This is a genomic window from Rhizobium sp. NZLR1 (assembly GCF_017357385.1).
In the GTDB taxonomy this organism is placed as follows: Bacteria; Pseudomonadota; Alphaproteobacteria; order Rhizobiales; family Rhizobiaceae; genus Rhizobium.
This window is the reverse complement of the sequence record NZ_CP071633.1, coordinates 67,576-80,564: the sequence shown is the minus strand read 5'-3', so window position 1 is coordinate 80,564 and position 12,989 is coordinate 67,576. Positions and strand designations below refer to the sequence as shown.

13 protein-coding genes are annotated in these 12,989 nt (G+C 61.2%); 3 read left to right on the top strand and 10 right to left on the bottom strand.

Annotated features, from left to right (window positions below):
* Position 1 precedes the first annotated feature (1 nt).
* From J3O30_RS22765 to J3O30_RS22720, 10 genes are all read right to left on the bottom strand, one after another.
* Positions 2–874, bottom strand: a complete 873-nt coding sequence (locus J3O30_RS22765; RefSeq protein WP_207584849.1) for an ABC transporter permease — start codon at positions 872–874, stop codon at positions 2–4.
* Positions 875–988: 114 nt separating this feature from the next.
* On the bottom strand, positions 989–1,999 hold the full coding sequence (locus tag J3O30_RS22760) for an ABC transporter substrate-binding protein (RefSeq protein WP_207584848.1): 1,011 nt from the start codon (positions 1,997–1,999) through the stop codon (positions 989–991).
* 48 nt (positions 2,000–2,047) lie between these two features.
* The gene (locus J3O30_RS22755; RefSeq protein ID WP_207584847.1) at positions 2,048–2,371 is read right to left on the bottom strand and encodes an NIPSNAP family protein; all 324 of its coding nucleotides are present in this window, start codon (positions 2,369–2,371) and stop codon (positions 2,048–2,050) included.
* Between the two features lie 5 nt (positions 2,372–2,376).
* On the bottom strand, positions 2,377–3,840 hold the full coding sequence (locus J3O30_RS22750) for an aldehyde dehydrogenase (protein ID WP_207584846.1): 1,464 nt from the start codon (positions 3,838–3,840) through the stop codon (positions 2,377–2,379).
* Positions 3,841–3,844: 4 nt separating this feature from the next.
* Complete coding sequence (locus tag J3O30_RS22745) at positions 3,845–4,885, bottom strand: LLM class flavin-dependent oxidoreductase (protein ID WP_207584845.1); 1,041 nt, start codon at positions 4,883–4,885, stop codon at positions 3,845–3,847.
* Positions 4,882–5,817, bottom strand: a complete 936-nt coding sequence (locus tag J3O30_RS22740; protein WP_207584844.1) for a flavin reductase family protein — start codon at positions 5,815–5,817, stop codon at positions 4,882–4,884. The genes J3O30_RS22745 and J3O30_RS22740 overlap by 4 nt, the downstream gene beginning before the upstream one ends.
* The gene (locus J3O30_RS22735) at positions 5,814–6,659 is read right to left on the bottom strand and encodes an alpha/beta fold hydrolase (protein WP_207584843.1); all 846 of its coding nucleotides are present in this window, start codon (positions 6,657–6,659) and stop codon (positions 5,814–5,816) included. Before J3O30_RS22735 ends, J3O30_RS22740 begins: the two co-directional genes overlap by 4 nt.
* 16 nt (positions 6,660–6,675) lie before the next feature.
* Positions 6,676–7,278 (bottom strand): amino acid synthesis family protein, encoded by a 603-nt coding sequence (locus J3O30_RS22730; RefSeq protein WP_207584842.1) that lies wholly within the window; start codon positions 7,276–7,278, stop codon positions 6,676–6,678.
* 472 nt (positions 7,279–7,750) lie between these two features.
* Positions 7,751–8,443, bottom strand: a complete 693-nt coding sequence (locus tag J3O30_RS22725) for a GntR family transcriptional regulator (protein ID WP_207584841.1) — start codon at positions 8,441–8,443, stop codon at positions 7,751–7,753.
* A gap of 247 nt (positions 8,444–8,690) precedes the next feature.
* The gene (locus tag J3O30_RS22720; protein ID WP_207584840.1) at positions 8,691–10,061 is read right to left on the bottom strand and encodes an FAD/NAD(P)-binding protein; all 1,371 of its coding nucleotides are present in this window, start codon (positions 10,059–10,061) and stop codon (positions 8,691–8,693) included.
* Between the two features lie 213 nt (positions 10,062–10,274).
* Between J3O30_RS22720 and tauA the strand changes: the two genes are divergently transcribed.
* Genes tauA through J3O30_RS22705 form a run of 3 tightly spaced genes read left to right on the top strand, consistent with a single transcriptional unit; the run spans position 10,275 to position 12,985 of the window.
* Complete coding sequence (gene tauA, locus J3O30_RS22715) at positions 10,275–11,288, top strand: taurine ABC transporter substrate-binding protein (protein ID WP_207584839.1); 1,014 nt, start codon at positions 10,275–10,277, stop codon at positions 11,286–11,288.
* 57 nt (positions 11,289–11,345) lie between these two features.
* The gene (locus J3O30_RS22710) at positions 11,346–12,134 is read left to right on the top strand and encodes an ABC transporter ATP-binding protein (protein ID WP_207584838.1); all 789 of its coding nucleotides are present in this window, start codon (positions 11,346–11,348) and stop codon (positions 12,132–12,134) included.
* A complete protein-coding gene (locus J3O30_RS22705) occupies positions 12,131–12,985 on the top strand; it encodes an ABC transporter permease subunit (RefSeq protein WP_207584837.1) in 855 nt (284 codons plus the stop codon). Before J3O30_RS22710 ends, J3O30_RS22705 begins: the two co-directional genes overlap by 4 nt.
* Positions 12,986–12,989: the final 4 nt, after the last annotated feature.

Here is a 12,989-nt window from a genome sequence, read left to right as displayed (position 1 = left end):
ATCAACGTCCCCCCGGATTCTGGTTGCCGAAGAATCGCAGCTGTACGGTATAAAGCGACAGGGTCACCACCAGCAGGACCAGCGCCGCAGCACCCCCCATTCCCCAGTTGACCAGCGACTGCACGAATTGCGCGATCAATTCGGCGAGCATCATGTTGGCGGTGCCGCCGAGAAGCGACGGCGTGACGAAATAGCCAAGCGACATGACGAAGACCATCAGTGCGCCGGCCGCCATGCCGGGCGTCGCCAACGGCAGGAGAACACGGGTCAGGCACTGCCACCGATTGGCGCCGCAAAGTGCCGCCGCCTGCAGCGTCGACGGGTCGATCTTCTTGATCACGCCATAGAGCGGCAGGATGATGAAAGGCAGCATGATATAGGTCATGCCGATCGTCACGCCCGTCAGATTGTTGACCAGCGCCAGCGGCTGGTCGATCAGGCCCATTCCCATCAGCATCTTGTTGATCAGCCCGGTCCGCTGCAGGAGCACCATCCAGGCATAGGTGCGGGCCAAAAGGTTGGTCCACATCGACAGGAGCAGGATCGCAAAAATCACCGACGTCAGCCGTCCCGGCATGATCGCCAGCGCCCAGGCGACGGGAAAACCGATCGCGAGCGAAATCACCGTGACGAGACCCGAGACGATGAAAGTATTGGCGAAAATCTTGAGATAGGTCGCAGACCCGATCAGCTGCGCATAGTTTCCCAGACCCGGCACGGGTTCCAGCACGCTTCGCAACAGGAGTATCGCCACCGGCACGATGAAAAAGATGCTCACAAAGGCGAAAGCCGGAACGACCCCGCTAAAACCTGTTGGCCTGCGGACCTTTGGCAAGGGCGTAATTACGCCGGAGAGATCGCTATACGTCGACATGACAGTCCTTCCCACCCGTCAATTTCCGCAGGCGCCGAGGTGCAATCGATTTCGCACCGGCGCTGCGCGGGACACGGCGAACCTTCGCCGTGCCCGTTGATCTCAAGTTTCAGCTTATTTCGCCTGCCAAGCGTACCACTTCTCGCCGATGGCATCGCGATTATCGGCCCAGTAGCTCATATCGGCGTTGACCTGGCTTGCCGTCTGCTGGTCCGGCAGGGTCTTTGCCGTTTCCGGATCCATCAGCTTGGCCGAGTCAAGGTTGATCGGCGCATACCCGGTGGCTTTTGCTAGGGCGGCCTGCGGGTCGGCCGAGGTGGCCAGTGCAATGAACTTCATCGAAGCTTCGACATTCGGCGAACCCTTCGGCACGACGAGTGCATCGGCGGCGGTGATGTTCTGTTCCCAGGAGGTTTCCACCTTGATGCCCGTCGCCGCAAGCGCCGTCATGCGGCCGTTCCAGACGCTGCCGAAGGGCGCTTCGGCCGATGCCAGCAGTTGCTGCGACTGTGCGCCGCCCGACCACCAGATGATGTCCGATTTGATCGTATCGAGCTTCTTGAAGGCGCGGTCGAGATCGAGCGGATAAAGCTTGTCGGCAGGCACGCCGTCGGCAAGTAGCGCGGCTTCGATCACGCCGGGAGCCGACCACTTGTAGAATGTGCGCTTGCCGGGAAACTTGGCCGTGTCGAACAGGTCGGCCCATGTCTTCGGGCAGGCTTTGACGGCATCGACATTGCAGCCGATGACGAAGGAATAATAGAAGCTGCCGACCGAATAGTCGGTGACGAAACGCGGATCGAGCTTGGATTTGTCGATGACGGAGAAGTCGAGCTTCTCGAGCTGGCCGGTCTTGCCGGCCTGGGCGGCATAATCGCCTTCGACGTCGACGACGTCCCAGGTGACTTCGCCGGCCTCGACCATGGCCTTGAGCTTGCCGTAGTCGGTCGGGCCGTCCTGCACGACGGTGATGCCGGTCTTTTCGGTGAAGGGGCTTGCCCATGCCGCCTTCTGGGCATCCTGGGTCGTTCCGCCCCAGCTCGAGAAGACCATGTTGTCGGCGTGTGCCGGCGCGGAGACGGCCACGAATGCGGCAACCGCCGCGAATGCAAATGTCGTTTTCATGTTCCCTTATCCCTGTTTTGGTTTGTCCTACGGGTATGCGTTATGTCGTCAGTGCGCGTTGCTCCTGGGAGAAAAGCTTGCTGGCTTCATAATCTTGTTTTCCGCCACCTCGATGAGGTCGCGAATCTTGGGCAGAAAGGCCTGCCACCGGGGATCGGCCAGAAGCCGCTGGCGTCTCGCCTCTCTGTCATCCAGGCTTGTAAACGCCCAGATGTGGACGATCTCGTTGATCGTGCCGATCTCCGAGAAGAAGTAACCGACCAGCGTGCCAAGATGGCTCTTCTGGATCTCGATCCCCTCTTCCTCGACGACCTTGAGATATTGCGGGATCGTTCCGTTCTTCAGCCGATAGGTGCGGATTTCGTAAAACATCGGCGTCACCTCATCACGAAGGGATCGGGGATCGGATCGTCCGAGGTCCTCAGCCAGATCGTCTTGGTCCGGGTATAATCGAGAGCCGCGGCCATGCCGCCTTCCCTGCCGTGGCCCGACAGGCCGAAGCCGCCGAACGGCGCGATCGGCGATACGGCTCGGTAGGTGTTGACCCAGACGATGCCGGCGCGGAGCCCCTTCATCAGCCGGTGCGCCCGGGTGAGGTTCTGGGTGAAGACGCCGGAGGCCAGGCCGTAGCGGGTGTCGTTGGCAAGCCTCAGCGCCTCCGCCTCGGTCTCGAAGGAGACGACGGAGAGAACCGGCCCGAAGAATTCCTCGATCAGCGAGGGCGAGGCGACATCGTCGCAGTCGAGGATCGTCGGTTGGAAGTAATAACCTTCGCCATCGATCTTGCGTCCGCCCGTGACGAGATGGGCGCCGCTTTCGATCGATCTCTCAACGAGGGCGCCGATATTGTCCTGCTGGCGCTTGGTGGCAAGCGGGCCGACTTCGGTCGCCATATCGAGCGGCGCGCCGATCCGGATCGCCTCTGCCTTCTCCCGCAGCAGGGCGACGAACTTGTCCTTGACGCTGCGTTCGACGATCAGTCGCGATCCGGCCACGCAGCTCTGCCCGGTCGCAGCGAAAATGCCCGCAACCTGGGCGTTGGCCGCACTTTCGAGGTCGGCGTCGGCAAAGACGATGAAGGGGGACTTGCCGCCGAGTTCAAGCGAAGTGGAGGCGAGGTTTTCGGCCGAGTTGCGAACGACGTGCCGGGCGGTTTCAGGACCACCGGTGAAGGCGACATGTGCGACCTTCGGGTGACGGCCGAGGGCGGCCCCACAGGAGGAGCCGAAACCGGTGATGATGTTGACGACACCGGCGGGAAAGCCCGCCTCATGCACCAGGCGTGCAAATTCGAGAAGCGGCGCCGGCCCGTCTTCCGAGGCCTTGACCACCATCGTGCAACCGGCGGCGAGCGCCGGGCCGATCTTGACCGCGGACAGGAAGAGCTGGCTGTTCCAGGGCACCACCATCGCAACGACACCGATCGGCTCGCGGCGAAGCCAGACGTCCATATCCGGCTTGTCGATCGGCAGGTAGGCGCCTTCGATCTTGTCTGCGATGCCGGCATAATAACGATAATATTCGGCGACATAAGTGATCTGCGCGGATGTCTCGCGGATGATCTTGCCGGTGTCCCGCGTCTCCAGTTCCGCCAGGATCTGGGCGTTGGCGGCAACCAGGTCTGCCAGCTTGTAGAGCAGCTTGCCGCGTTGGGTGGCCGTCAGTTTCGCCCACGGGCCGTCATAAAGCGCCTTGTCGGCAGCATTCACAGCCCGATCGACATCCCCTTCGCGGGCTTCGGGCATATCGGCCCAGACCGCGCCGGTCGCCGGATCGATGCTCGGATAGGAAGCCTCGCCGTCCGAGAATTCGCCATCGATATAGTGCTGAAAACGCCGCATGGTCTTACTCCTGAAATGCCGGCATGACCTCGGTAATGAAGCGCTCGAGCGACGCTTTCTTGCGCTCGAAACTCATACCGGTGTCGATCCAGAAGGAATATTCGTCGTAACCGAGCGCCTCATAGGCCTTCAGCCGGTCGATGACGGTCCGGGCGTTACCAACGACATTGTTGGTGCGCATGACCTGATCCGAAAGCATGGCGTTCGCTCGGATTTGCTCGTCCGGAATCCGTTCGATCAGGCCTTGGGTAACCGGCTTCTCATTCTTGAACCAGGCAAAGAAATAATTGTAATAAACGCTCAGTTCATGGGCGGCCTGGGCGACGTCTTCTTCTGACGAGCCGACATAGGTGTGGCGCAGCAGCATGATCTTCGGCCGCTCGATATCCGGGTTCTTGGCGCAGGCATCGTTGAAGCGTTCCATCAGCGACTGAACCTCGTCGTCACCCTGCCAGAGCGGTGTGACCTGAACGTTGCAGCCGTTGGCGACGGCAAATTCGTGCGAGTTCGGATCGCGCGCCGCGACCCAGATCGGCGGGTTCGGCTGCTGCAGCGGCTTCGGCGCCGAGGTGGTTGCGGGGAATTTGAAGAATTCCCCGTCATGGGCATAGTCGCCGTTCCAGATGCCCTTGACCGCCGGGATGAGTTCGCGCATGCGCTGGCCAGCCCCCCAGGCATCGAGGCCGGGCAGCAGGCGTTCGTATTCGAAAGAATAGGCGCCGCGCGCAATCCCGATGTCGAGCCTTCCGTCGCAGATGATGTCGGCCATAGCAGCCTCGCCGGCGAGCTTGATCGGATGCCAGAAGGGGGCGATCACCGTGCCCGTCCCGAGCCTTGCCCGCGATGTGCGGCGGGCGAGATCGGCAATGGTCACGAACGGGTTGGGTGCGATGGTGAAGTCCATGCCATGGTGCTCGCCGGTCCAGATCGCATGCATGCCACCCTCGTCGGCGATCTCGCAGAGCGCGACGAATTCCTCATAGAGGCTCTTATGGCTCTGGCTGGCGTCGAGCCGTTCCATATGGACGAAGAGGGAGAACTTCATGCTTTTGCGCCCTTGGCTGGAATGGGATGAACGGTGCCGCCGGTCTCGTCACCGAAATAGACGCCGAAATTGCCGATCGAGCTTTCCATCGCAAAACGATTGACGATATCGGCGGTCGAACTGGTCTTGAATTTTGCCGCAGCCAGTGCGTCGGGTTTCACGAACCTGCCGCCGGTAGGCTCGCCGTCGCCGGCAACGGCGTGATAGACAATGTGCTGCTTGCCGTCGCTCTTGCCCTGATAAACCGAATAGAGGAAGCCGATGCTGACCTTCAGCCCGGTGAGCGCCTCCAGATACTTTTCCAGCGTCTCGGTCGGGTTGCCGTCATGGGCGTCGACGCTTGGCAGGGAGAGCACATCCTCGCCGAGCAGCAGAACCTCTCCACGGCGCTCAACGACGGCCGCGAGTTCGATATTGCCTTCGCTTGCCGCGGAAACCGCCTTGCTGGCGAGCGTTGGGGTGAAATAACCGCCACGCGCATAGCCGAGACCATTGCGGCCGCTATTGTCGAACGCTTCGATGCGCCCCATCAGAATGACATGGTCGCCAGCCTCGACGACCTGATCCATGGCGCATTCGAACCAGGCCGCCACATTTGAGAAGATCGGGCAGCCCGCCGCCCCCTTGTTCCATTCGACCGCTGCAAACCTGTCTTCGACCGGCCGCGCAAAAGTGTTCGACACGTCTTTCTGGGTTTCCGAAAGCACGTTGATCGCAAAATGCTGTGCTCCGGTCATCGTCGCGAAATTGCGCGACGTCTTGGCAAGACAAACGAGAAGCAAAGGCGGATTGAGCGACACTGATGTGAAGGAGTTCGCCGTGAAGCCGATCGGATTTCCATCCGCGTCGCAGGCAGTGACGACCGTCACGCCGGTCGGAAAAGCTCCGAATGCATCACGCAATGCTCTTGGGTCGACAGTCTGGATTGTCATCGCTCATCCTCCCCGAACGACAGCCACTCAGCGAGCAGCGAATTGACGATATCAGGCGCGGTCAGGTTCACCATATGACGATGACCCTCCACGATGCGGGCCCAGCCCCGGGGCGCGAGCGCCGCCATTTGCGTCGCCATCAAGGGCGTCGAATTCGGATCATCGGACCCCGTCAGAAACAGGGCCGGACCAGCCACGTCTTTCCAACGATCGGCATAGGTCTCGTCTCCTCCGGCGAAGGCGGCGTAAGCGACAGCATACCCTTCCGGATCGACGAGGTTGAGCCATTTCCGCGTCCGTTCCCGCGCAACGACGCTGTCCGGATCATCGCCGAACCAGCGAACCAGCGGGCCTTCCTTGTCCACGCCCGTCACCGGAATGGCGGCTGCCCGTGCGAGCACGGCAGCCTTTGCTTGCCGGTCACGCCTGTAGACGCCGTTGAGGTAAGCGACACGGCTGATACGTTCGCCGAACGTCGCCGCCGCCCCTCCCGATACCAGCGCTCCCATCGAGTGGCCGGCAACGTTCGCTGTGTCGATCGCCATCTCGTCGAGAAAGCGCCCGAACCAGGCGACGAACTCCTCGAGGCGGCTGCCCGCCGGCAATTTTACGCTCTCGCCATGTCCCGGCATGTCGACGGCGATGACGCGATGGCCGGCCGACAGAAATGCGATCTGCGGCGCCCAGGCCTCAAGCCGCATGCCGACGCCATGAATAAGAACCAGCGGCTCGCCGCTGCCGGCCTCGTGATAGGCCGTTCCACTTGCCGTCTTCTTTCGGGGCAGGTCACCGGCGGCGCTCTTTGCTGCAGCGGCGCCTGAGATCGATCCGGCCGTCAGCATCTCAGCGCCCACCCTTTCAAACGCCCGCAGGATTGGCGACGTCCTGCCCAAGATCTTTTAGATCCTGATAGCGATCGCCAATGCGGTGATGAGGACGTCCACCCACCGAAGCGCCAAGCGCCACGACGATCTCGTCGGCGGCAGGCGCGTCGGGGATCGAGGTCTGGATGGTCAGATAATGCGAGCGGCGGCCTTCGTCGTTCTTGTCCATCAGCGGGATCATGATCGGCGCATTGGCGGGGCCACGGGTGTTGCAGAAGGCGAGATAGGACTTGGCGCCGACGGCATGACGATAAAAATTGCCGAAGCGCAGCGTGTGGATCAGCGCGGAGGCATGTTCGATCTCGCCGTCCAGGCCGACGACGGCGGCCTTGCCATAGGCTTCGACAGCCTCGCCGGAACCGACCGCATCGATGATCATCTTGGTCAGCAATTCGCCGAGAACCGGAGCGCCCGCATGGATTTCGGGCTTGAGGTCTTCGACGAAGCCGCGGCCCGCCCAGGGGTTCTTCACGACCGCGAAGGCGGAAAACAGCTTTAGCGGCACCGCCGCGGTCTTGCCGCCTTCGATCAGCGTCGTTTCGATCTGCAGTCCGGTCTTGCGAATTTGAATGGCCATGGAGCACCTCATCTCTCTATTCAGTATTATGGTATACCATAATATATGAGTGTCAACTTGGTTTCGGCGAAGACGCAGCAAAGTCCGACGAATCACGAATTTGGCGCGTATGCGCTCCAACGCCCGAAAGCGCTTTGTTCATTCAGCGTGTTGTCGAGAGCCGGACGGCACGGCGGCGGCGTGCAGCGGCGCGACACGTCAGAACGTCAAAATTATCCCAGACCATATGATACCGCCTTATATATTATTGATTATGGCATACCATCACATCGAGCAAAGTTGGGTGTCAAGCTTGGAGTTTGAATTCTCTTCATTCCGCGGAACGTGATTGCGAAATGCGGCAGAGGCATCGACAAATGTCGATGCGACAACTCCATGCTGGCCGTCTTCCAGCGAGACAGGTGCGCGCGAAGAGATGCAACAATAGAGTAGTAGGACGGCGACCGTCTTGAAAACCGCGCGGCGCTACGCCCTATTCGGCAGTCTTCTGGGCGGACAGCACCGCTTCGGCAATTACGCTGGCGGCCGCGACATGATCCATCGCCGCCCGCTGGGCGCCCTCGCCGTCGCCGCGGCGGATGGCGTCGATGATCTTAGACATCTGCAGCGGCCCTTCAATGTCGCGCCTTTCCGTCTTGATGGTCATCGAGCGCAGGTGGTTTATGCGCACGGTGAGGAGGTTGACGACGCCCCAGGCGACATGCCTGTCAACCCTGGTGAACAGCGTTTGATAGAAGGAAGAGGTATTGGCTAGCACAGCCGTCATATCGCCGTCGCGATAACTGTTGCGGATTGCGGTCAGCGATTCTTCGAGCGCGGCGACGATTTCCGGGCTGCCACGCTCCGCACACAGCCGCGCCGCCATGCCTTCGAGCGCACCACGGATCTCATAGATCTGTTTGGCTTCCTCGATATCCAGCAGGGCGACGATCGGTCCCTTGTTCGGCAGATTGGCGACGAGCCCTTCCGATTCCAGATGTCTCAGCACCTCGCGCACGACCGTCCGGCTGACGCCGAGCTGGGCGCAGAGGTCGCGCTCGACAAGGCGGTCTCCGGGACGAAAGTATCCGTTGACGATGGCTTCGCGGACCTTGTCGAGCGCCAATTCCCGCAATGTCTTTGCAGGACGCTCGACTCTGATTGCGTCCTTAAGAGCACCGCTCATGCTGTACCTCAGTGTTGGATTGACTTTCGCATGCTCAAGTTCCGCTGCGGCAGCCGAATTCAGGAATCGTATTATGGCCTACCAAATACTGTAGCCGTCGGCGACCAGCAATTCAACAGCACCGTGCCGAGGATATTGTCAGCCTAAAGCGCGTCGCGATCTTTCAGATTCGCTTGCCACGCTTTAGGTCTTTGGTTTTGCGCAGGTCGTCATCGCAAAACCGCTGCACACTTTTGCGCGACATGTTCTAAGCGTCGGAATTGGGCCTCGCCCTGACGATCCCTTCGACCACGGCTTTTGCCTGGACCCGAATGTCGGGAACGGCGGTGATCTCCCAGAATTGCCCTGCCGTCAAGGCGCCGACAGCAAACAGCCGAGGAGGCGAGATCCGGGACGGAGCCATCACCTCGGAAGCCGCATCCACCCGGATGCCGAGGCCAAGAGGATCAGGAACGATCAGCTGAAGCCGGTTCATCTCCTTCAAAAGCGGCGAATGGCTGATCCCGGCACGCTCCATTCCCGTGCAGTTGACCAGCCAGTCCGCCCTGATCTCAGCGATCTCACGTTGGGCTCTGACCCTGTAGCCGGCGACGAGCCCGTCTTCCCAAGGGCCGAGCGATTTCAGGAAACCTGCATGGAAGCGAACGGTTCCTTCCGAGATCAGTTTCTCGAACCCGGCGAACACCTCCGGCGCGACCCGGTGACGGTGGATGTTCCACCAGGGAAGCGCATGCCGCAAGAAACGCACCCGCTCCTCGCTCGAAAGCCGCTGCCAGAGAGCCTGTGTGACCGGCCTCAGGCCGTCCATCACGGCGCGCCAGTCGGCGACCTCTCTGCTCCTCGCCCGCAAAGTCTTCAATAGGCCGCTGATCGTACCGGGAAGCGTCTCAACGTCGATCGGCACCGGCGCCGGCGGCGTCCTCGCATGTCCGAGCGGTGCCAACCCGCGCCGCGAAAGCACGTCGATCCTGCCTCTATGGCCATGGGCGCGAAGGGCGAGAACCTGATCGATCATCGTCAGGCCGGAGCCGAGGATGCAGACTGCATCAGACGGTGCGACGCGCCTCAGCCACGAGAGCCGCCACGGGTTCTCGATGATCCGCGATCGCAGAGATGATGGGACGCCGGCCGGATCGACCGGAAGGTTCGCATTTCCGACGCCAAGGCACAGCACGACATTCTTCCCGGCAATCTCGTCGCCGTTGCCGAGTTGGAAGGCGAGCGTAGTCTTGTAGCGTTCCACGCATCCCGCCGCTTTGGCCTTGATGAAATCGACCCGGCAACGGCCGTCCCGCTTTCGAAGCAGCCGCGCAAGCGTGTCCCTGACATAAAGACCGTAATCGCCGCGCGAGGCGAAATCGCCTGCCTGCGTCAGGCGTCCACGGTTTTTCAGCCAGTCGACAAAATCGTCGGGATGATGGGGCAGCAGGCTCATGCGGCCTGCGGGAACGTTGAGGCGATGGAGATAGAGTTCCGTCCGGTATGCCGTTCCGCGCCCGAAACCGGGATCGTCACCCACGACGGCAACCTTCGCCGAAGCGGGAAGCTGCTCGATGAGATTGCAGGTCACAGCTATCGCTGAAAAACCGGAACCGACGACGATCACATCGTATATCAACGCATTCTCCCTGAAGCCTGGTAATCTTTCGTCATTCGGGCCCTGCCGCCACTCGCCGGTCCAGCAGATTGCACAAGCGGCCGAATCGCGAAAACAATTATCTGTATAGTCTATAAATATAGTTTGTTATTTCTCCCGCCAGCCCATTCTCAACCTTAGGCTTTTGAGGGTGAAATCAAGGGGCCGATCGGCTCTCAAACAACGGGGCTCAAGATGAATTTCAGAAATTTGGTTGCCGCAATCGCCGTCGGCGTCGGCACTCTGGCAACGGCGGCCGTCACTGAGGCGGCGGACAAAAAGGTCGTCGTCGGCTATCAAACCGATGCCTTGCCGTCTTCGGTGGCGATCGCAAACGGCGAATTCGCTAGGGATACCGGATACGACATCGATTTCCGCAGGTTCAATTCGGGCGCCGAAATCTTTGCGGCTATTGCCTCAGGCGACGTCCAGGTCGGCTATGTCGGCTCCAGTCCGTTTGCGGCTGCGGTATCGCGCGGGCTCGAGGTCAAGGCCTTCTACCTGGCGTCCATCTCCGGCATCGACGAGGCGCTCGTCGTCCGCAACGGGTCCGGCATCGAAAGCCTGAACGATCTGAAGGGCAAGAAGCTTGCCGCCGCACCTGTTTCCACGGACCACTATCAGCTGCTGGCGCTCGTCAAATCGCTTGGTCTAACCGAGAAAGACGTTCAGGTCTTCGCGATCCCTCAGCCCGAAATCGTCGCGAGCTATAATCGCGGCGATATCGACGGCGGTTTCGTTTGGGATCCGGCTCTGACCGAACTCAAGAAGACCGGAAAGGTTCTCGTGACCTCCAAAGACGTGGCGGACAAGGGTGCGCCGACGTTCTCGGCCTGGGTTGCGACCTCGGCGTTTGCTGCCGACAACCCGGAATTCCTGAAGGGCTTCGCCTCGGTCATCAACAAATACTACGCGTCCTTCGCCTCGGACAAAGCCGCCTGGGGTCCCGACAGCGACAATGCCAAGTCGCTCTCCAAACTTCTCGGCGGAACGCCGGAGCAGCAGGCCTCGGCTCTGAAGAACCTGACGCTGCTGACACCCGAGGCCCAGGCATCAGACGCCTGGCTCGGCGGCGGGGAGAAAGCGGGTGCCGGAAAGATCCTCAAGGACACGGCATCGTTCCTGAAGGAACAGGGCAAAGTCTCCGACGTGCTGGAAAATTACGGCACGTTCGTCACCGCAGACGCGCTTGCCGGCGTCAGCAACTGATCCTCCATGACGCCGGCGCGAAGGTCGCGCGCCGGCGTCGAAACTGCGAGTGGCACCATGCTTAAAGTCGATCACGCCAGCGTTTTCTTCGCAGCCCGCGATGGGCGGACCGTTCACGCGCTCGACCGCGTTTCCTTCGATATTCCCGAACGTGGTTTCGTCGTCGCGCTCGGCGCCTCGGGATGCGGCAAATCAACTCTTCTCAACGCGATTGCCGGCTTCCTTCCGCTTTCCGATGGCCGGATCACGCTCGACGGCCGCGCGGTCGAACGGCCAGGTGCCGATCGCGGCGTCGTCTTTCAGAAAGATGCGCTGCTGCCCTGGAAATCGGTGGCCGACAACGTCGCCCTCGGCCTAAAATTCGCCGGCATAAATCGGAAGGAGCGCCGAACGCGCGCCCTCGAGCTGCTCCGGCTCGTCGGCCTCGACGAATTCGCCGGCGCCTTTCCCTACGAGCTGTCGGGCGGCATGCGCCAGCGGGTCGGCATCGCCCGAGCTCTCGCGACAAATCCCGACATCCTGCTGATGGACGAACCGTTCGGCGCGCTTGACAGCCTGACACGCGAGCAGATGCAGGAACTGCTGGTTTCCATTTGGGATAAAACGGCAAAGAAGGTTTTCTTCATCACCCACTCGATCGAAGAGGCCTTGTTCCTGGGCACGCAGGTCCTGGTCATGTCGCCTCGGCCAGGGCGCGTCGTGGCGCGCTTCGATCTCGATTTCATCCGCCGCTTCGCCGAAACCGGCGATGCAAGATCGATCAAGGCGTCGCCGCAATTTGCCGAGCTGCGCGAGGAAATCCGCGCCATTCTGCACAGCACCGAAGACCTCAGGAGCGCCGCATGAGCGATATCGTCCAGGCTCCGCCGATTGCGGCTGATGTAGAAGACCGCCAGGTCAAGCTGGTGAAAATGGCAAGCTTCGGCGCCGGTGAGAAATCGACTGTGGCCGTCAGCATTGCCGCCGCCCTGGCGATACTGCTGCTGTGGTGGCTTGTGTCCACGCTCGGTGTCGTACCACACCTGTTCCTGCCGCGTCCGGATGAGGTGCTGACGCAGATCGGCGTCATCTATCGCGACGGTTATGCCGGCGCGTCGCTGTCCGAACATGTCTTTGCAAGCCTGTTCCGCATCGTGGCCGCAGCCCTCGTCGCCATCTCCGTCGGCATTCCGCTCGGATTGCTCATGGGCCTGAACCGCTGGGCGAAAGGTGTGCTCGACGCGCCGATCGAGTTCTACTGGCCGCTTCCGCCCCTCTCCTACCTGCCGCTGATGATCATCTGGCTCGGCATTGGCGAAACGTCGAAGATCACGCTGCTCGTGCTTGCGATGTTCGCACCGATCTGCCTCTCGGCCCAGGCGGGCGTTCGGTCACTGCCGATCGAGCGGGTCAATGCCGCCCGTTCGCTGGGCGCGAGCCGGCTGCAGCTTTTCATCGATATCGTCTTTCCCTCCGCCCTGCCCGAGATCCTTACGGGCATCCGCATTGCGCTTGGCGTCGGCTGGGGCACGCTGGTCGCCGCCGAACTGATCGCGTCTACGCGCGGGATCGGTTTCATGATCATGTCGGCGTCGCAGTTCCTGGCGACCGACGTCGTCTTCGTCGGCATCGGCATCATCGCGATCTGCGCCTTCACCTTCTCGGCCGCCCTCCGCTTTCTGGAGGCATTCCTCCTGCCCTGGAAAGGCAAGCTCTGAGGAG

Excerpts from the sequence above, each read along its gene's own strand:
- J3O30_RS22755 (WP_207584847.1), bottom strand. The coding sequence starts at position 2,371 with ATGTTTTACGAAATCCGCACCTATCGGCTGAAGAACGGAACGATCCCG.
- J3O30_RS22735 (WP_207584843.1), bottom strand. The coding sequence starts at position 6,659 with ATGCTGACGGCCGGATCGATCTCAGGCGCCGCTGCAGCAAAGAGCGCC.
- J3O30_RS22740 (WP_207584844.1), bottom strand. The coding sequence starts at position 5,817 with ATGACAATCCAGACTGTCGACCCAAGAGCATTGCGTGATGCATTCGGA.
- J3O30_RS22760 (WP_207584848.1), bottom strand. The coding sequence starts at position 1,999 with ATGAAAACGACATTTGCATTCGCGGCGGTTGCCGCATTCGTGGCCGTC.
- J3O30_RS22745 (WP_207584845.1), bottom strand. The coding sequence starts at position 4,885 with ATGAAGTTCTCCCTCTTCGTCCATATGGAACGGCTCGACGCCAGCCAG.
- J3O30_RS22730 (WP_207584842.1), bottom strand. The coding sequence starts at position 7,278 with ATGGCCATTCAAATTCGCAAGACCGGACTGCAGATCGAAACGACGCTG.
- J3O30_RS22750 (WP_207584846.1), bottom strand. The coding sequence starts at position 3,840 with ATGCGGCGTTTTCAGCACTATATCGATGGCGAATTCTCGGACGGCGAG.
- J3O30_RS22725 (WP_207584841.1), bottom strand. The coding sequence starts at position 8,443 with ATGAGCGGTGCTCTTAAGGACGCAATCAGAGTCGAGCGTCCTGCAAAG.
- J3O30_RS22765 (WP_207584849.1), bottom strand. The coding sequence starts at position 874 with ATGTCGACGTATAGCGATCTCTCCGGCGTAATTACGCCCTTGCCAAAG.
- J3O30_RS22710 (WP_207584838.1), top strand. The coding sequence starts at position 11,346 with ATGCTTAAAGTCGATCACGCCAGCGTTTTCTTCGCAGCCCGCGATGGG.
- tauA (WP_207584839.1), top strand. The coding sequence starts at position 10,275 with ATGAATTTCAGAAATTTGGTTGCCGCAATCGCCGTCGGCGTCGGCACT.
- J3O30_RS22705 (WP_207584837.1), top strand. The coding sequence starts at position 12,131 with ATGAGCGATATCGTCCAGGCTCCGCCGATTGCGGCTGATGTAGAAGAC.